Raw genomic sequence first — 17134 nt, 5'->3', positions numbered from 1 at the left:
CGCCGTCGCTCCGCATTGGCGCAAGAGGTCTTTGGCGCATCACAGCACGTCGGTGATGCCGCGGCTCCCGATCCTGCATTGCGGCAAATGCCAAGAGAATGTCGCCTCAAAGGCCAACTTCCGACACAGGGCCGGGGCGAATAACGGCAATCCGACATGACGCATGTGCTTCGGCGGTGACGGTCCCGACGCCGCCGGTGCATTCATTTTTTTCCAGGGAATCCTCGTGTCGCATAAGCTGGCCGCGGCGCTCCTCGCCGCTCTCTTCCTCACGATTCCATCTCTCTCCGGTGCCCGCGCCGAGCCGCCTCCGCCCGCGGCAAACAGCGCCGCCACACTGTCGCCTGACGAGGCGAAACGCGCGCTGGAAACCCTTCAGGACGACAAGAAGCGCGCGCAGATGATCGATACGCTCCGCGTGATCGCCAACGCGTCCGGTCCGCAGCAGGCGGCGCCGGAGCAAAAATCGCCGATCCCGCTCTCGGCCGACGGCCTCGGTGCGCAGCTCTTGCTCACGGTGTCGGAGGAGATCGGCGAGATCTCGAGCGAGATCGCCGGCATGGCACGGACGCTCACGCACTTTCCGGCGTTCTATTACTGGATCATGCGGACCGCGAACGATCCCGCGGCCTATCACCTCCTGATCGAGATCGCCTGGAAGCTGGCGCTGGTGCTCGGGTGCGCCCTCGCTGCCGAGTGGGTGATCTTTCGCCTGATCCGCCGTCCGGTCGCGTTCCTGGAAGGACGCGTGCCACAAACCGCGCACCTGCCGGCACAGGTGCTGCCCGTAGCCGACCCGCCGTCATCGGTGGCCGATGTCACTCCCGCACCCGAGTTGAACAAGCGCCGCCACAGTCTTGCGCGGGTCTGGCAGGTCCTGTCACGGCTGCCCTTCGTGCTGGGGCGCCTTGTGCTCGAACTGCTGCCGGTGGTGGTCTTCGTTGGTGTCGCCACGGCGCTGCTCGGGACGGTGATCGGCGAGCCCACGACCGTTCGCCTCGTGATCCTCGCGGTCGTCAACGCCTACGCGTTTTCGCGCGGGCTCATCTGCGTGGTCAGGGCGCTGGCCGGGCCGTTTGGCCTGTTTCCGCTGCGGGCCGAGACTGCGGCCTATATCGAGATCTGGGCGCGCCGCATCGTCGGTGTCGGCGTCACCGGCATCGCCTTTGCCAATGTGGCGCTATTGCTCGGCCTGCACCGCGCCGGCTACGCCGCACTGCTGCGCATGGTGATGCTGGTCGTGCATCTCTTCATCGTCGTCATCATCCTGCAATGCCGCCGCCAGGTCGCCGACGCCATCCGCGCGCCGGCCGAGCGGCAGGGGATTGCAGCCCGTTTGCGTAACCGTATCGCCGGCGGCTGGCATTATCTTGCCATCGCACTTGATCTGGCGCTGTGGGCCGTCTGGGCGCTGAACATCCGCAACGGTTATTCGCTGCTGCTGCAATATTTCGTGGGCACCATCGCGGTGGCGCTGGTCACGCGTGTGGCCATCATGGTGACGCTGAGCCTGATCGACCGTGGTTTCCGCATCAAGCCGGAAATCCTCCAGCGCTTTCCCGGCCTCGAGATCCGCGCCAACCGCTATCTACCGCTGTTGCGCCGGATCGTATCCAGCGTGATCGCCTTCATCGGCTTCGTGGCGGTGCTCGAAGTCTGGGGTGTGGACGCCATCGTCTGGTTCTATGGCGGCCAGATCGGCGGCCGGCTGATCTCCGCCGTGGTGACGATCGGCATCGCCGTGTTTATCGCTGCGGCCATCTGGGAAATCAGCAATGCGTTGCTGGACCGCCAGATCAATGCACTGTCACGCGATGGGCATTATGCCCGTGCGGCGCGCCTGCGCACCTTCCAGCCGATGCTCCGCACCGCGCTGCTCTGCCTGATCGCAACCGTCGTCGGCCTCACGGCGCTGAGCGAGATCGGCGTCAATGTCGCGCCGCTGCTCGCGGGCGCCGGCATTGTCGGCATCGCGATCGGCTTCGGCTCGCAGAAGCTGGTGCAGGACCTCATCACCGGCCTGTTCCTGCTGCTGGAGAACACGGTCCAGGTCGGCGACAATGTCAGCTTGTCAGGGCTCGCGGGCGTGGTGGAGAACGTCTCGATCCGCACCATTCGCCTACGCGCCGGCGACGGCGCCGTGCACATCGTGCCGTTCAGCGCGGTCACGACCATCACCAATGCCAGCCGCGGCGCCGGCAACGCCTCGGTCAGCGTCAACGTCGCCTACAAGGAAGACACCGACCGCGCCGGCCAGATCCTCAAGGACATCGTCGACGAGATGCGCCGCGAACCGGAATTCCGCGCATTGATCCGCGGCGACCTCGAGCTGTGGGGCGTCGACAAGGTGGACGGCGCGATGGTGTCGATCGTCGGTCAGATCCGCTGCACCGAGACCGGGCGCTGGCCGGTCCAGCGCGAGTTCAACCGGCGCATGAAGCTGCGCTTCCAGCAGAACGGCATCGAGGTCGCATCCGCCACCCAGACTATCCTGATGCACATCGCGCCACCGGCCGATAGCGCCGCCACTCCGACGCCGCGGCGAGTGACCGCATAAGCAATCCCAAAATTTCCGGCTTGCCTCTATCGATCCGCCCGCGTTCACTCTGGCCCCAGCCCGCGAACGACATGCGGGCGAAGAAAGAAGGGTGGGCGGGATGAACCGAGGACTCTGGGCCGGATTGCGCGGCCATGTGATGGTCGTTTGCGCATTGGTCGGATTTGCTGCGTTCGCCGGGTCGTCTCCGTCGCGCCCGGTCACCCTCGTCGTGCCCTTTGCGGCGGGTGGCCCGACCGATACGCTGGCGCGGATCCTGTCCGAGCGCATCGCGGGCGAACTGCACACGACAGTGGTTGTCGAGAACGTGGCGGGTGCTTCCGGCAGCATCGCCGGCGCCCGCGTCGCGCGCGCGACACCTGACGGTACCACGATCACGATCGGCCATTGGGGTACCCATGTGCTGAACGGTGCGATCCTCAAGCTGCCCTATGACGTAGTCGCCGATTTCGAGCCGGTGGCAATGATCGCGATGGGGACGCAGCTCATCGTCGGTCGCAAGTCGCTGGAGGCAAACAGTCTGAAAGAGCTGATCGCGTGGCTGCAGGCCAACCCCGGTAAGGCCACCGCCGGCACGGCCGGGGCCGGCACGGGCGCGCACGTCGCCGGTGTCTTCTTCAAGGACAAGACCGGCACCGACATCCAGTTCGTGCCGTATCGCGGCGCAGGGCCCGCCATGATCGATCTCGTGGCCGGGCAGATCGATCTCATGTTCGACCAGGCGTCGAACTCGCTGCCGCACGTCAAGAGCGGTGCGATCAAGGCGTTCGCGGTGACGTCGCCGACAAGGCTTGCGTCTGCGCCCGACGTGCCGACCGTCGACGAGGCGGGTCTGCCCGGTCTCTACATTTCCTACTGGCACGGCATCTGGGCACCAAAGAACACACCGAAGGACATTGTCACGAAGCTCAACGCGGCCATCATCGCCGTGCTGGCCGATGCGTCCGTCAAGCAGCGCTTTGCCGAGCTGGGGCAGGAGATTCCGCCACCGGAGCAGCAGAGCCCCGCACCACTCGCCGCTTTCCAGAAGGCCGAGACCGCAAAATGGTGGCCGATCGTGAAGGCGGCCGATATCAAGCCGGAATAGCGCCGTTAACCTTTTCTCGCGCGCCTGCCAGGCGTTCGCGAAAATCTCGCTGCGGTGCGAGATCACAATCGGTGCCCGAGTCTCTCCGTCCTTGATCTGGATGGCGCGCTGGCCGACAATGTGTGCGGTTCAATGTGAAGCTCCTTGGGGGAATTCGTGAATAGACCTGCCCGGGTCGTTGCCCAATCGACGTCGTCCAATTCGCAGCAAGGCATGACGCTGCTGCGCGATCCCTTGCTCAACAAGGGCACCGCTTTCACTGAAGCGGAGCGCGAGGCACTGGGCCTGCGAGGTCTCTTGCCGCCATGCGTGCTGACGATGGAGACACAGGCGCAGCGCGTGCTCACCAATCTGCGCACGCTACCGACGGACCTCGAAAAATACGTCGCGCTGAACGCGCTGCATGACCGCAACGAGGCGCTGTTCTTCCGCGTCGTCGTCGACAATATCGACGAGATCCAGCCGATCATCTACACGCCGACCGTCGGGCTCGCCTGCCAGAAATACGGCCTGATCTTCCAGCGGCCGCGCGGCATGTTCATCTCCTCGCGCGATTGCGGCCAGATCGCGGAGATTCTGAAGAACTGGCCTTACCCTGCCAAGCTGATCGTCGTCACCGACGGCGAGCGCATTCTTGGTCTCGGCGATCTCGGCGCCAACGGCATGGGCATTCCGGTCGGAAAACTGTCGCTCTATTCGGCCTGCGCCGGCGTGCATCCGGAACTGTGCCTGCCGATCGTGCTCGATGTCGGCACCAACAACGAAGAGCTCTTGAACGATCCCTATTATATCGGCCTGCGCGAGCGGCGGCTCACGGGCGAGGCCTATGACAGCTTCGTCGACGAGTTCATGCAGGCCGCGCGAAAAACGTTCCCGGGCGTGCTGATCCAGTTCGAGGATTTCGCCAACCATTCGGCGTTCAAGCTGCTGCACAAGTACCGGGATGAAGCCTGCGTCTTCAACGACGACATCCAGGGCACGGCGGCCGTGGCGCTCGCCGGCCTGTTCTCGGCCCTGCGCGTCTCCGGCGGCAAGCTCAGGGATCAGCGCATCCTGTTCCTCGGCGCGGGCGAGGCGGCGACCGGCATCGCCGATCTCGTGGTCTCCGCCATGATGGCGGAGGGCGCTTCCGAGGCGGATGCGCTCCGGCGCAACTGGCTGGTGGATTCCCGCGGTCTCGTCGTCAGCGGTCGCGAAGGCCTCTCTGGCCACAAGCTCCGCTATGCCCACACCGGCCAGGCGCCGATCGCCGATTTCCTCACCGCGATCAAGACGCTGAAGCCCACGGCGATCATCGGCGTCGCCGCGGTCGGCGGCGCCTTCACGCCCGAAGTGCTCAAGACCATGGCCGAGCTCAACGAGAAGCCGATCGTGTTCGCGCTCTCCAACCCGACCTCGAAGGCGGAATGCTCGGCGGAGGACGCCTATCGCTACACCGAGGGCCGCGCGCTGTTCGCCTGCGGCAGTCCGTATGATCCAGTGACGCTCAACGGCCGCAGCTTCGTGCCGCGCCAGGGCAACAACTCCTACATCTTCCCCGGCGTCGGCCTCGGGGTCATCGCCAGCGGCTCGAAGCTGGTGACCGACGAGATGTTCATGGCGGCGGCCCACTCGCTCGCCGACTGCGTCGGCAAGGAGGATCTCGCGCAAGGCAGTCTCTATCCGGCACTGCCGCGCATCCGCGAGGTCTCGGTCCGCATCGCGGCGGCCGTTGCGGACGTTGCCTACCAACGTGGGCTCGCCGACGGACCTGCACCCAACGACGTGAAGGCCCTGGTCCAATCCCAGATATACGAGCCGCATTACTGAGCCACCGGGCCGACGGTTGATCGACGCCAGAACCAAAATCCGGTCAGGCGCTGGCTCGTTCACCTCTCCCGCCTGGGAAGTGGGAGAGGGGCCGCACCTCCGTCGTTGAGCGATCGAGCCTCATTTCATTGCGCCCTAGGGGCCGTCTGTCCCGATTCAGAACAGGTCACTGTGGTGGAATCGTCACAGCTGGCGCGAAACGGACGCGGCCCCAGGGCCGCTTTTGTTCCGACAAGGTTCTGCCCTCATTGCCCACCGAAAATCCGGGCTGTTCGGAGGGGCGTACCATGTCTCGCATTGCACGTGCCGAAACTGCCCGGATTTCCCTCGCAACCCCATGCCGGCTGCTGCTTGCCGTCGCCGGCGCCGCCTCGCTCGCCGCTTGCGCGCAGTCGCCGGTCGGTCGCCAGAAGGCCGATCTGGCTGCTCCCGGCCGGCAGGCCGTGGTGGAGCGCCCGCATAGGCTGGCGGCGCTGCATCCGCGTCCGACCAGCCGGGCGCGCGCTGTCGGCGGCGACGCGAAGCAGACGGCTTCGCACGGCGTCGCCAGCTTCTATTCGGATACGGAGACCGCGAGCGGCGAGAAGTTCGACAAGAACGAGTTGACCGCGGCGCATCCCACGCTGCCGTTCGGCACCAAGCTGCGCGTCACCGATACCTCCTCCGGCCGCTTCGTCACCGTCAGGGTCAACGATCGCGGGCCCTTCGTTCGCGGGCGCGTGGTCGACATCTCGCCTTCCGCGGCGGAGGCGCTCGGCATGGTCGACAAGGGCATCACCAATGTCAGGCTCGAGGTCGTGCAATAAAGCGCGACTCGTCGAGACCGATGGGGTGCGCTTAACCGGCTGTTAGCGGCTTTTCAAGCATCATGGCTGCCCACAATTCCGGGCTTTGGGGGGAGGCGGCGCTTGAACACGATCCAGTATCTCGAAGATCAGGCTGCGCGCGCCGAGCGGCTCGCCAAACGGATCACGGATGCGCTGACGATCGAGAAGCTCCTGACCTTTGCCGGCGAACGCCGTCGCGAGATCGAGGTCATCGCCGGCAAGCATCGCCGCGCCTAAAGCGCGATGAGATTTGGATCAATCGTCATCGCGCTTTAGCTTGTTGTTTACGCATGATCTTTCCGGAAAACCGCTTCGCACTTTTCCGGATCATGCTTTAGCTCTGACGAACCATGCGGCAAGCCCATCCGGGTTTGCTTCCCTGTCTGCGCAATTGAGACAATGCCCGCTCAGCTGTGGCTCTCGACGAAGTCGCTGAGGTAATCGGGTAGCTCTATGCCGTACATGTCGCAGCGCGCCTTTATCTCGCCGACGACATCGGTCGAGATGTCCTTCATCCAATGCTCGAGCGTGTTGAACGAGATCACCTTGACGGGATCGTTGAAGCAGCCGGCAACGAGTTCACCGATGGTGGCTTCAAGATCGCTACGCTCGATAGGGATTTCGGTCGCCTCGTCGCGGCGGTCGATCACCACGAAGAGGGTCTGGTCTGCGCCGTAGGGCACGACGGAAGATACGCCAGCTTCAAGCATGTGAGGTGCTCACGTCTTTGCTTCCGATCTCTGACAACGGGAAAAACCGGAAGAAGGTTCCTGCTCGCGTGCTTGTGAAGGCCGTCAGAGAAATTCTCTCAAGCGCGACAGCTCGATCACGTGTTCGGGTGAGAGTATCTCCGTGACCAGCGGCGGCTGCGCCCCCGTGCGTATCTCGTAGAGATGCCTGGTCGTCACCGGTTTCTGCATGAACGCCGAAATGCAATCGTCGAGCGTGCCTTCGAGGACCCGGTAAGGCTCCCGGTCCGGCCTTCGCTGGTTTGCAAGCGATGGCCATTTATGCAGCACCGCGAGCGCGCCGAAATCGACCTTTGAATCCCGGACGTCTCCCATCGCCTGCCTCACGCAAAGGACGGCCCCAGCACACACATCCACGTGCTGGGGCCTACACACCTATCGCTGCATCTCAAAGCCACGATCACCCAACGCGACAGCCAGGAAAAGGTTCCCGGCCGCCCCGGCGCTCCTCAGCTTGCGGCGGCCGCGATCCTGTGTCCCGGGCTGTCGTGCTCCTGGTTGCTCTCGCCGCGGCTGATCTCCGGCGGCAGCCCGGCGAAGCGGCGCAAGGCCCCGGCCATCTGCACCCGGCCCGACACGCCCGTGATCACCACGTCGACCATGGTGAAGGACGAGTGGAAATGGCCGCGCGCCCTCAGCTGCTCGACCGGGACGCCGGCTGCGGCCATCGCCTCGGCATAGGCGACGCCCTCGTCCCGCAACGGATCGAACTCGCAGGTGACGACGAAGGCCGGTGGCAAGTTTTCGACCTTGCCGCGCAATGGCGAGACCCGCGGGTCGGTGCGGTCCGCCGGCGAGCAGTAGAGGTCCCAGAACCAGTACATCAGCGAGCGCGTCAGGAAGTAGCCGGTCGCGTTGTCGTTGTAGGACAGGCGATCGAAGCTGCAGTCGGTGACGGGGCAGACCAGAAGCTGGCCGGCGATGTCGGGGCCGCCGCGATCGCGCGCCAGCTGGCAGGTGACGGCAGCGATGTTGCCGCCGGCGCTCCAGCCTGCCACCAGCACCGGGCCCGGTCTGCCGCCGAGCTCGGCAGCGTGCTCGGCGATCCAGCGGGTTGCCGCATACCCGTCTTCCGCAGCCGTCGGGAAACGATGCTCCGGCGCGTGGCGATAGCCGACGCTGACGAACATCATGCCGGTCCTGCGTGCCATGTCGCGGCAGAACGGCTCGTCCGACTGCTCGTCGCCGAGCACCCAGCCGCCGCCGTGGAAATAGACCACGACCGGATGCGGTCCTGCCGTTGCGGGCTTGTAGACACGGTACGGCAGCGGACCGTCGGCACCGGGCAGGGTGCCGTCGACGATCTCGCCGATGGGTCGTCCGGCGGGACGGCCCTTGTTGAACTCGTTCACGAAGGCGCGCGCGCCTTCTGCGCCCATCGACTCGATCGGCGGCAGGTTGAGGGTTGCGAGCAGGTTCAGCACCAGCCGCACGTCGGGCTGCAGGCGCACCACCTCCCCATCGTTGCATTGCGCGGCACCATCAGGGCCGGTGAGCCTGAAGCCGAGCATGCCGCGACTGACGACCTCGTCGCAGATGCTGCGATAGGGGCCGACGCCGCCGGTATAGGGCATCAGCCCCTGCACCTTGCCGGGCACGTTGGCGCCCGTGTACCAGGTGTTGGCGAGCCGGTGCAGCGTCAGCATCGAGCAGTCGGCCATGTGCCGGCCCCAGCCGGCCTGCGCCGTCTCGGTCGGCTCGATCGTGGTGAAGCCGGCGTCGCGTAACGCAGCAAGCCGATCGACCACCCAGTCGACATGCTGCTCGATCGACACCGCCATGTTCGACAGCACCGACGGGCTGCCGGGGCCGGTGATCATGAAGAAGTTCGGGAAGCCGGCAACCGTGAGGCCGAGATAGGTCTGCGGCCCCTGCGCCCAGACGTCGGAGAGCGACTTGCCGTCGCGCCCGGTGATCGGATGCACGGCGCGGATCGCGCCGGTCATGGCATCGAAGCCGGTCGCGAACACGATGACGTCGAGGTCGAAGCTGCGGCCGTTGGTGGAGATGCCGCTCGCGGTGATCGCCTTGATCGGCTCCTGGCGCAGATTGACCAGCGTGACGTTCGGCCGGTTGTAGGTGGCGTAGTAATTGGTGTCGAGGCAGGGACGCTTGGCGCCGAAGGGATGATCATGCGGCGTGAGTGCCGCGGCGGTCTCGGGATCCTTGACGGCGGCGCGGATCTTCTCGCGGATCAGGTCCTGGACGATCTTGTTGCCGTCGACGTCCACGGCCTGGTCGGCCCAGAGCTGCGTCAGGATGTGGACGAGATCGCCGGCGGCCCAGGCGCGTTCGAACCGCTCGCGACGCTCGGCATCGCTCAATTGCCAGCTCACGACGGTCTGTTGCGGATAGGGCACCCCGGCCATCGACTGGCGCGCCTGTGCGCGATAGGTGGCGCGGTCGCTTTGCAGGAGGCTCATACGGTCCAACGGCGGCGGGCCGTTATGCGCGGGCAGCGCGAAATTCGGCGTGCGCTGGAACACGGTCAGATGTGCGGCCTGCTCGGCGATCAGCGGGATCGACTGGATCGCGGACGAGCCCGTCCCAATCACGGCGACGCGCTTTCCCGCGAGATTGACGCCGTCATGCGGCCAGCGTCCGGTGAAATAAACCTCGCCCTTGAAGTCCTTGACGCCGTCGATCTCCGGCGGCTTGGGCGCGGAGAGGCAACCGGTGGCCATGATGTAGTGACGGCAGGAGACCGCTGCGCCACTATCGGTGGTGATGAGCCAGCGCTCGGACGCTTCGTCCCATCTGGCTTCGGTGACCCTGGTCTTGAAGCGAATGTCGCGCCTGAGGCCATAGCGGTCGGCGACGAAGCCGAGGTAGCGCAGGATCTCGGGTTGGGTCGCGTATTTCTCAGACCATGTCCACGCAGCCTCGAGCTCCGGATCGAAGGTGTAGCTGTAGTCGATCGTCTGGATGTCGCAGCGCGCGCCCGGATAGCGGTTCCAGTACCAGGTGCCGCCGACATCACCGGCCTCTTCGAGGCCGACCGCCGAGAACCCTGCCTTGCGCAGGCGATAGAGAAGATAGAGGCCGGCAAATCCGGCGCCGACCACGGCGACATCGACCTGCTGAGCGGTTCCGCGCTCGTCGGAGGCACGTGTGGCAACCATCGCGTCAGACATGGCATTCCTCCGGTGTGTTTTGTTTGCCGGCAGGCTATCGCCGCAGGTTCAGCTTGTCATTACAGCAAGTGCAATCCTAGGGTGGTCGTTTGCGGCGGCATCGTGACGCGCGAATGTTGCGGCACCACACGCACCGCGATGCACAATGGCCGTGATAGCACGGGGTAATCAGACCGCATCCTTGCGTGTATGCTTGCGCTTACAAGCCACGCGTACCGGCTGGGCGTCATGATTGAGTTGAGTGAGCGCACCAAAGCGAACATGGACGTCGTCCTCGAGGAGACGTGCCGGCAACTGCCGCATGGCGGCGATCACGACAGCCGCAGGTTCATCGCCGAGCGCCTGATCGAGGCGGCGCAGTCCGGCCATTCCACGCTCGGCGAGCTCGGCATCATCGCGCGCCGCGCGCTGGCGGAGCTAAAGGGCAAGGGCAGATAGGCGCGGGCGAGGCTTGCTTCGCTGACGGCTCTGGACATAACCTGCCGGGCCCCTCATCGAGATCTTGCGAAGATGCGGTCCTTGCTTGCACTTGTTGCGGCTTCCGCAGTCCTGTGTTGCGCACGGTCGGCCGCGGCTCAGCCGGTCGGACAATTTCCATTCGCGTTGACGCGTGAGGGGCAGATGCTCGGGGCCGTGGAAGGCGAGGTGGCGTCGTTCAAGGGACTGGCTTACGCGGCGCCGCCGGTCGGCGCGCTGCGCTGGCAAGCGCCGCAGCCGACGACCGAAAGTTCGGAGATGCGCACCGCCTACGACTACGGCGCGCCGTGCCTACAACCGTCGCTGCCTGAGGCGAGCGAGGATTGCCTGACGCTGAACGTGTTCCGTCCTTTCGGGGTCGACGGCCCTTTGCCGGTGATGGTGTTCGTGCATGGCGGCGGCTTCGTCACGGGCACCGCGAACGATCCGCTGTTCGACGGCGCCAGGCTGGCGCAGGCGGGCCTCATCGTGGTCACCGTGAATTATCGGCTCGGCGCACTCGGCTGGCTCACGCACTCCGCGCTGTCGGATGACGGCTCCGGAAATTACGGTCTGATGGACCAGATCGCCGCGCTGCGTTGGGTGCGCGACAATATCGCGGCCTTCGGCGGCGATCCTGATAACGTCACCTTGTTTGGCAGCGATGCAGGCGCGACGTCGATCGCGCTGCTGATGCTGTCTGCGCAAGCGCGCGATCTCTTCCAGAAGGCCATCCTGCAATCGCTGCCCGGCCGCGCGCGCCTGCGCTCAGTGCAAGAGGCGGAGGCCGTGGGCCGGCAGTTCGTGGCCGCGCTCGGGCCGAAGACAGATTTGCGCGCAACCGAGCCGCGGCGCCTGCTTGCCGCCGAAAAGCATCTGCTGGGGAAAGCGCCGCGCAGCTTCGCGCCGATGATGGATGGACGTCTGGTGACCGAGGACCTTGCCACAGGCTTTGCGGCCGGACATCAAAGCCGCATTGCTCTGATCATCGGCTCGAATGAAGACGAGGCGGGTTTTGACCATGAGTCCGATATCAAGGAGGAGCTTGCATCGTCCGGCATTGCCAGCAGTGAACTGCGCCGGCTCTATCCCGATCTCGTCAGGCCCTCGGATCTCGCGGCGAGGTTCTACACCGACAAGGTCTTCTCGGAGCCGGTGCGACTGCTGGCCCGGCTGCACGCGGCAAGCGGCGCGCCGACCTTTCGCTACCGTTTCGCCTATGTGCCGGAGGCGCGGCGCGCGAATCCGGAAGTCGGCCACGGACGGGAGTTGCAGTTCATCTTCGGTGCGGAAGGCGTGCCCGGTGCAGGCATCTTGTCGCGACGCGATCGCGCGGTCGCAAGCCGCATCCGCGCCTACTGGATCAATTTCGCCAGGAGCGGCGATCCCAATGGTCCCGACCTGCCGCGCTGGGACGGCGCGAGCGGCGATCGCCTGCTGCTGATCACGAACGATGGCATCGCGAGCGGAGACGATCCGTTCGCGGAGCGTCTCGATCGGCTCGCAGGTGATGGCAGGAAATGAGCTGGATCTAAGCCGCCAGCTCGACGCGGGGCGCCGGGCTCAGCCGGTCTTCCTCCAGATAATCGATCGCGCCGTCCTTCTCGACGGCATAGAACTGCTGGCCGTCCCTGGACTTGAAGGCGGCCCGCACGACACCGCGGCGGCCCTTGTCACTGTTGACGACGTCCCCCAGCGCAAACTTCCTCATCTCACGTCTCACTTGTCTTCAGGCCGACTGCTTCGGCCATGTCGGGATTCTGGGCGGCAAATCGTTAACGACTTGCTAACCATGCTGCTTTGCCTATGCTCACCGCAGATCGTGCGGACAGCTCGCACGCGCCTGTTGTCAACGAGACGAGCCCCATGACGCGATTTCCGACCCTCTTCCTGTCGCATGGCGGCGGCCCCTGGCCCTTCATGGAGGACCGGCGGGTGCAATATGCCAGGACCGCCGAGGCGTTCGGCCGTCTGCCGCAGCTTCTCCCGGAGAAGCCGAAGGCCGTGCTCGTCATCACCGGACATTGGGAGGCCGATGCCTTCACCGTGTCCACATCGCCGCATCCGCCGATGGTCTACGACTATTACGGTTTCCCCGAGCATACCTACCACCTCAAATATCCTGCGCCGGGCAAGCCCGAGCTCGCCGCGCAAGTGAAGGCGCTGCTCAGGCACGCGGGCTTCGATTGCCGCGAAGATCCCAATCAGGGGTTCGATCACGGCACGTTCGTGCCGCTCGGCCTGATGTATCCGAACGCCGACATGCCGATCGTGCTGCTGTCGCTGAAGTCGAGCTATGACGCGGCCGAGCACGTCGAGGTGGGGAAGGCGATCGCGCCCTTGCGCGACCAAGGCATTCTGATCATCGGCAGCGGGCTGACCTATCACAACATGCGCGGCTTCAACCGGCCGGAGTCCAGGCCGGTCTCGTATGGTTTCGAGGCCTATCTGAACGAGGCGATCAGCAACCCGGACGCCGCGCGCCGCAACGCGATGCTGGTCGACTGGGAGAACGCTCCCAGCGCACGTCTGGCGCATCCGCGGGAGGACCATCTGCTGCCGCTGATGGTGGCGGCAGGTGCTGCGGGCAGCGACGTCGGACGCCGCGTCTTCGTCGACGAGGTCGCCGATGTGGCGATGGCATCGTATGTGTTTGGCGGGTGACTCTTCCTTCTCCCACAAGGGCCAGGGTATCAGTCCTCATCCATATCTTAGCTTCATCACCAGGATGCCGCCGGCGAGCAGCATGGTGATGGCGTTGGCGGCGACCAGCGGCGCATCGCCGGAGAGCAGGCCGTAGAGCAGCCAGAGCGCCAGGCCCAGCACCATGACCAGGAACATGCCGAGCGAGATGTCGCCGGTCGAGCGGGTCTTCCACACCTTGATGGCCTGCGGCGCGTAGGCCGCGGTGGTGCAGGTGGCGGCGGCAAAGCCGATGAGCTTGATCACGAGGGGTTCCATGCCGGTTCTATAGCATGGATTCGATGATGGTCATGCCTTCAGGCGCGCTTCCATCAGCCCGCGATAGAGCGCGGCATAATCGCCGGCGCGATTGCGCCAGGAGACGTCGGTCGCAAGGCCGCTGCGTTGCAGCCGGCGCCAGGTCAGCTTGTCATGGAAGACGGTGTTGGCCTTGCGCAGCGTGCCGGCGAGGGCATCCGCCGTCACGGGGCCGAACTTGAATCCCGTGGCATCGCGGCCGGATGTGTCGGCCTCGCCGATGTCGACGATGGTGTCTTCGAGGCCGCCGACGCGCGAGACGATCGGCACGGCGCCATAGCGCAGTGCGCAGAGCTGGGTCAGGCCGCACGGCTCGAACCGCGAAGGCACGATCAGCGCGTCCGAGCCCGCCTGGATCAGATGCGCCAGAATCTCGTCATAGCCGATCACGACGCCGACCCGGCCGGGATTGGCGCGGGCCACAGCCTGGTAGCCGTCCTGCAGATCGCGATCGCCGCTGCCGAGCAGTGCGAGCTGCATGCCTTCGCGCAGGATGGTCGGAATGGCCTCGAGCAGGAGATCGAGCCCCTTCTGCCACGACAGCCGGCTGATGACGCCCAGCAATGGCGCCTCGTCCGAGGAATCGAGGTTGAACTGCTGCTGCAGCACCGCCTTGTTCGCCGCCCGGAACGTCAGGTCCTCGGCGCCGAAGCGGTAGGCGATGTGCGGATCCTCCTGCGGATTCCATACCGATATGTCGATGCCATTGAGAATGCCGCTCAGCACGCCCGAACGTTCTCGAAGCAGACCGCCGAGCCCCATGCCGCCCTCGTCGCTCTGGATCTCGTTCGCGTAGGTCGGCGACACCGTGGTGATACGATCGGCGAATCGCAGGCCGGCCTTCAAAAAGCTGATGCCGCCGAAATATTCCAGCGCCTGAACGTTGAACGAGTCCCAAGGCAGGCCGATTGATCCGATCAACTCGGGAGCGAACTTGCCCTGATAGGCCATGTTGTGAATGGTCATCACGGTGCCGGGCCGCGGACGATTGTCGTAGTGAAGATAGGCCGGCGCGAGCCCCGCCTGCCAGTCGTGGGCGTGCACGATGTCGGGCACGAAGGCCGGCACGAGGCCGTGCCCGATATCCGCGGCCACGCGCGACAGCGCGGCAAAGCGCACGCCGTTGTCCGGCCAGTCGATGCCCTCGGCAGTGACATAGGGGTTGCCCGGCCGCGCGTAGAGATGCGGCACGTCGAGCACGAACAGATCGAGCCCGTCATGGGAGCCCGCCAGCAGCCGCCCGGGGCCGCCGAAATAATCCGGCCAGCGCCGGAGTTCATCTGCGCCTGACACAAGGCGCATCACGTCGGGATAGCCGGGCATCAAGGTGCGCATCTCGACGCCATGCGTCTTCAGCGCAGCCGGCAGCGCACCGGCGACATCCGCAAGGCCACCGGTCTTGACGAGGGGATAGACTTCAGAGGCGACCGCGAGGACGCGAACAGGCATCATGTATTGAGCCTGTCGATCATCGGCTGGGTGATCAGCGAGATGCCCTGCTCGGTGGTGCGGAAGCGCTTTCCGTCGAACTCGGGATCCTCGCCGACGACGAGTCCCTCCGGGATCTCGACGCCGCGGTCGATCACGACGTTCCTCAAGCGAGCACCGCGACCGACATTCACGTAAGGCATGATCACGGCATTCTCGACATTGGCGTAGGAGTTGACGCGCACGCCGGTGAACAGCAACGATCGTCGTAGCGAGGCGCCGGAGATGATGCAGCCGCCGGAGACCAGCGAGCTCACCGCCTGACCGCGCCGGCTCTCCTCGTCGTGAACGAATTTCGCCGGCGGCGTGATTTCGGCATAGGACCAGATCGGCCAGGCGCGGTCGAACAGGTCGAGCTCCGGCACGACGTCGGTGAGATCGACATTGGCGGCCCAGTAGGCGTCGACGGTGCCGACGTCGCGCCAATAGGCGCGGAGATCGCTCCCCGAGCGGACGCAGGAGGTCGAGTACTGGTGCGCCATCGCGCGGCCGTTCTTGACGATGTAGGGGATGATGTCCTTGCCGAAATCGTGATTGGAGTTCGGGTCCTCGGCGTCGCGCTTGAGCTGGTCGAACAGGAATTTCGCGTCGAAGACGTAGATGCCCATGCTGGCGAGCGAGACGTCCGGCTTGCCGGGCATCGGCGGCGGATCTTTCGGCTTCTCCAGGAACGACTGGATCCAGCCGTTCTCGTCGATGTGCATGATGCCGAAGCCTGAGGATTCCGTCCGCGGCATCTCGAGGCAGCCGACGGTGACGTCGGCGCCGCTCTCGACGTGCTGGCGCAGCATCACCTCGTAGTCCATTTTATAGATGTGGTCGCCGGCCAGCACCACGATGAAGCGGCAGGCGTGGGATTCGATGATGTCGATGTTCTGGTACACCGCGTCCGCCGTGCCGACATACCACATGGTCTCGGAGACGCGCTGGCTGGCGGGCAGGATGTCAAAACTCTCATTGCGTTCGGGGCGGAAGAAGTTCCAGCCCATCTGCAGGTGCCGGATCAGGCTGTGCGCCTTGTATTGGGTTGCGACCGCGATACGGCGGATGCCCGAGTTCACCGCATTCGACAGCGCGAAATCGATGATGCGGGATTTGCCGCCGAAATAGACCGCCGGCTTGGCACGCCGGTCGGTCAGCTCCAGCAGCCGGCTGCCGCGTCCTCCGGCCAGGACGAACGCCAGAGCTTGGCGGGCAAGCGGCTCGGGTCTCGCGGCACTCATGTCATCCTCCCCACAGCTCTGGCGCTCGCTAAAAAGCCTCCCGGCCGCGCACATGGAACCGATAGTAACGGCACGAATAGTAAATCGTGAAGGTGGTTGTTGGTTGCGAATGCACGGGAAGCTTAATGCTTTACCGGGTGATCGGGCCTCAGGCGCCTTCATACGGGTGTCACAGGCGGCGAAGTCGTCGATCCTCGCCGGGCACGGGTAAATCGAACGGAAGTGTGCGTCTTGTGCGGTGCACGCAAATTCCACGCTTTGACTTGGCGCAAGGATGACCGATCATGGCGCTGCGATCCTTTTCCAAGCGAAAGGTCAGACAGGGAGCAAGACGATGAGGATCTGGAAGACGGCAATTGCCTGTTCGCTGGCCGGCGTAGTCGTGCTGGGCCAAACCGCCCAGGCCACGGCGGCCCCGATGCCGACCAACGTCGCGACGATGAAGGCTGCAGCCGGCGACGACGTCGCGCAGGTGCATTGGCGTGGCGGCGGATGGGGCTGGGGTCTTGGTGGTCTCGCGGCCGGCGCGATCATTGGCAGCGCCATCGCGGCCGGCGGCCCTTACGGCTACTATGGCGGTCCATATTACGGCTATGGATATCCGGGCTACGGTTACGGCTATGCCCCGGCCTACTACGGTTATGGCTACGGGCCGACCTATTATCCGCGATATTATCGACCCTATCGTCCGTATTACAGCTATGGCTATTACCGGCCGTACCGCGTCTATCACCGTCGCTACTACAGATATTGGTGAGCACTGCGCGGCTAAAGCGGAATGGATGGCCGCGGATCCTTCACCTC

General features: G+C 65.0%; 16 protein-coding genes. 9 read left to right on the top strand and 7 right to left on the bottom strand.

Features of this window, described 5'->3' with window-relative positions; genetic code table 11:
* Positions 1-226 precede the first annotated feature (226 nt).
* The 5 genes from P6U28_RS22295 to P6U28_RS22275 all read left to right on the top strand — a co-directional run bounded on the left by P6U28_RS22295 (position 227) and on the right by P6U28_RS22275 (position 6517).
* Positions 227-2557 carry a mechanosensitive ion channel domain-containing protein gene (locus P6U28_RS22295; protein ID WP_407119913.1) on the top strand — a complete coding sequence of 777 codons (2331 nt, stop codon included), beginning with the start codon at positions 227-229 and terminating at the stop codon, positions 2555-2557.
* A gap of 100 nt (positions 2558-2657) precedes the next feature.
* Complete coding sequence (locus P6U28_RS22290) at positions 2658-3644, top strand: tripartite tricarboxylate transporter substrate-binding protein (protein ID WP_407119912.1); 987 nt, start codon at positions 2658-2660, stop codon at positions 3642-3644.
* 156 nt (positions 3645-3800) lie between these two features.
* Positions 3801-5453, top strand: coding sequence for an NAD-dependent malic enzyme (locus P6U28_RS22285; RefSeq protein ID WP_407119911.1), 1653 nt, complete (start codon positions 3801-3803; stop codon positions 5451-5453).
* A 287-nt stretch (positions 5454-5740) separates the two neighbouring features.
* A complete protein-coding gene (locus P6U28_RS22280; RefSeq protein WP_407119910.1) occupies positions 5741-6259 on the top strand; it encodes a septal ring lytic transglycosylase RlpA family protein in 519 nt (172 codons plus the stop codon).
* 102 nt (positions 6260-6361) lie between these two features.
* Complete coding sequence (locus P6U28_RS22275; RefSeq protein WP_212434480.1) at positions 6362-6517, top strand: hypothetical protein; 156 nt, start codon at positions 6362-6364, stop codon at positions 6515-6517.
* 170 nt (positions 6518-6687) lie between these two features.
* Here P6U28_RS22275 and P6U28_RS22270 read toward each other — a convergent pair whose 3' ends face one another.
* From P6U28_RS22270 to P6U28_RS22260, 3 genes are all read right to left on the bottom strand, one after another.
* Positions 6688-6990: a hypothetical protein gene (locus P6U28_RS22270; RefSeq protein ID WP_122402059.1), complete on the bottom strand. Its 303-nt coding sequence runs from the start codon at positions 6988-6990 to the stop codon at positions 6688-6690.
* A gap of 84 nt (positions 6991-7074) precedes the next feature.
* Positions 7075-7344: a hypothetical protein gene (locus P6U28_RS22265; RefSeq protein WP_407119909.1), complete on the bottom strand. Its 270-nt coding sequence runs from the start codon at positions 7342-7344 to the stop codon at positions 7075-7077.
* Positions 7345-7478: 134 nt separating this feature from the next.
* Complete coding sequence (locus tag P6U28_RS22260; protein WP_407119908.1) at positions 7479-10163, bottom strand: flavin-containing monooxygenase; 2685 nt, start codon at positions 10161-10163, stop codon at positions 7479-7481.
* A 189-nt stretch (positions 10164-10352) separates the two neighbouring features.
* Here P6U28_RS22260 and P6U28_RS22255 point away from each other — a divergent pair, with 189 nt between their 5' ends.
* Positions 10353-10601: a hypothetical protein gene (locus P6U28_RS22255; RefSeq protein ID WP_122402061.1), complete on the top strand. Its 249-nt coding sequence runs from the start codon at positions 10353-10355 to the stop codon at positions 10599-10601.
* A 72-nt stretch (positions 10602-10673) separates the two neighbouring features.
* The gene (locus P6U28_RS22250) at positions 10674-12143 is read left to right on the top strand and encodes a carboxylesterase/lipase family protein (protein ID WP_407119907.1); all 1470 of its coding nucleotides are present in this window, start codon (positions 10674-10676) and stop codon (positions 12141-12143) included.
* 7 nt (positions 12144-12150) lie between these two features.
* Here P6U28_RS22250 and P6U28_RS22245 read toward each other — a convergent pair whose 3' ends face one another.
* Positions 12151-12330 (bottom strand): hypothetical protein, encoded by a 180-nt coding sequence (locus tag P6U28_RS22245; RefSeq protein ID WP_024339659.1) that lies wholly within the window; start codon positions 12328-12330, stop codon positions 12151-12153.
* Between the two features lie 155 nt (positions 12331-12485).
* Here P6U28_RS22245 and P6U28_RS22240 point away from each other — a divergent pair, with 155 nt between their 5' ends.
* A complete protein-coding gene (locus P6U28_RS22240) occupies positions 12486-13283 on the top strand; it encodes a DODA-type extradiol aromatic ring-opening family dioxygenase (RefSeq protein WP_407119906.1) in 798 nt (265 codons plus the stop codon).
* Between the two features lie 36 nt (positions 13284-13319).
* Here P6U28_RS22240 and P6U28_RS22235 read toward each other — a convergent pair whose 3' ends face one another.
* From P6U28_RS22235 to glgC, 3 genes are read right to left on the bottom strand one after another with little or no spacing between them, the layout of a single operon-like run.
* The gene (locus P6U28_RS22235; protein ID WP_129143974.1) at positions 13320-13580 is read right to left on the bottom strand and encodes a SemiSWEET transporter; all 261 of its coding nucleotides are present in this window, start codon (positions 13578-13580) and stop codon (positions 13320-13322) included.
* Positions 13581-13610: 30 nt separating this feature from the next.
* A complete protein-coding gene (gene glgA / locus P6U28_RS22230) occupies positions 13611-15071 on the bottom strand; it encodes a glycogen synthase GlgA (protein ID WP_129143973.1) in 1461 nt (486 codons plus the stop codon).
* Positions 15068-16330 (bottom strand): glucose-1-phosphate adenylyltransferase, encoded by a 1263-nt coding sequence (glgC, locus tag P6U28_RS22225; protein WP_122402065.1) that lies wholly within the window; start codon positions 16328-16330, stop codon positions 15068-15070. Before glgC ends, glgA begins: the two co-directional genes overlap by 4 nt.
* A gap of 334 nt (positions 16331-16664) precedes the next feature.
* Between glgC and P6U28_RS22220 the strand changes: the two genes are divergently transcribed.
* Positions 16665-17087: a hypothetical protein gene (locus tag P6U28_RS22220; RefSeq protein ID WP_129143972.1), complete on the top strand. Its 423-nt coding sequence runs from the start codon at positions 16665-16667 to the stop codon at positions 17085-17087.
* The last annotated feature ends 47 nt before the right edge of the window (positions 17088-17134 follow it).

Origin of the sequence: Bradyrhizobium sp. STM 3561 (assembly GCF_045571455.1) — a bacterium.
In the GTDB taxonomy this organism is placed as follows: domain Bacteria; phylum Pseudomonadota; class Alphaproteobacteria; order Rhizobiales; family Xanthobacteraceae; genus Bradyrhizobium; species Bradyrhizobium vignae.
Note: the sequence above shows the minus strand (reverse complement) of the source record. Positions and strands in the feature narration are given on the sequence as shown.

Bases quoted from the DNA above. Each gene is read 5' to 3' on its own strand.
- P6U28_RS22290 (WP_407119912.1), top strand. From the start codon at position 2,658: ATGAACCGAGGACTCTGGGCCGGATTGCGCGGCCATGTGATGGTCGTT.
- P6U28_RS22280 (WP_407119910.1), top strand. From the start codon at position 5,741: ATGTCTCGCATTGCACGTGCCGAAACTGCCCGGATTTCCCTCGCAACC.
- P6U28_RS22270 (WP_122402059.1), bottom strand. From the start codon at position 6,990: ATGCTTGAAGCTGGCGTATCTTCCGTCGTGCCCTACGGCGCAGACCAG.
- P6U28_RS22265 (WP_407119909.1), bottom strand. From the start codon at position 7,344: ATGGGAGACGTCCGGGATTCAAAGGTCGATTTCGGCGCGCTCGCGGTG.
- P6U28_RS22260 (WP_407119908.1), bottom strand. From the start codon at position 10,163: ATGTCTGACGCGATGGTTGCCACACGTGCCTCCGACGAGCGCGGAACC.
- P6U28_RS22255 (WP_122402061.1), top strand. From the start codon at position 10,353: ATGCTTGCGCTTACAAGCCACGCGTACCGGCTGGGCGTCATGATTGAG.
- P6U28_RS22250 (WP_407119907.1), top strand. From the start codon at position 10,674: ATGCGGTCCTTGCTTGCACTTGTTGCGGCTTCCGCAGTCCTGTGTTGC.
- P6U28_RS22245 (WP_024339659.1), bottom strand. From the start codon at position 12,330: ATGAGGAAGTTTGCGCTGGGGGACGTCGTCAACAGTGACAAGGGCCGC.
- P6U28_RS22240 (WP_407119906.1), top strand. From the start codon at position 12,486: ATGACGCGATTTCCGACCCTCTTCCTGTCGCATGGCGGCGGCCCCTGG.
- P6U28_RS22235 (WP_129143974.1), bottom strand. From the start codon at position 13,580: ATGGAACCCCTCGTGATCAAGCTCATCGGCTTTGCCGCCGCCACCTGC.
- glgA (WP_129143973.1), bottom strand. From the start codon at position 15,071: ATGATGCCTGTTCGCGTCCTCGCGGTCGCCTCTGAAGTCTATCCCCTC.
- glgC (WP_122402065.1), bottom strand. From the start codon at position 16,330: ATGAGTGCCGCGAGACCCGAGCCGCTTGCCCGCCAAGCTCTGGCGTTC.
- P6U28_RS22220 (WP_129143972.1), top strand. From the start codon at position 16,665: ATGAGGATCTGGAAGACGGCAATTGCCTGTTCGCTGGCCGGCGTAGTC.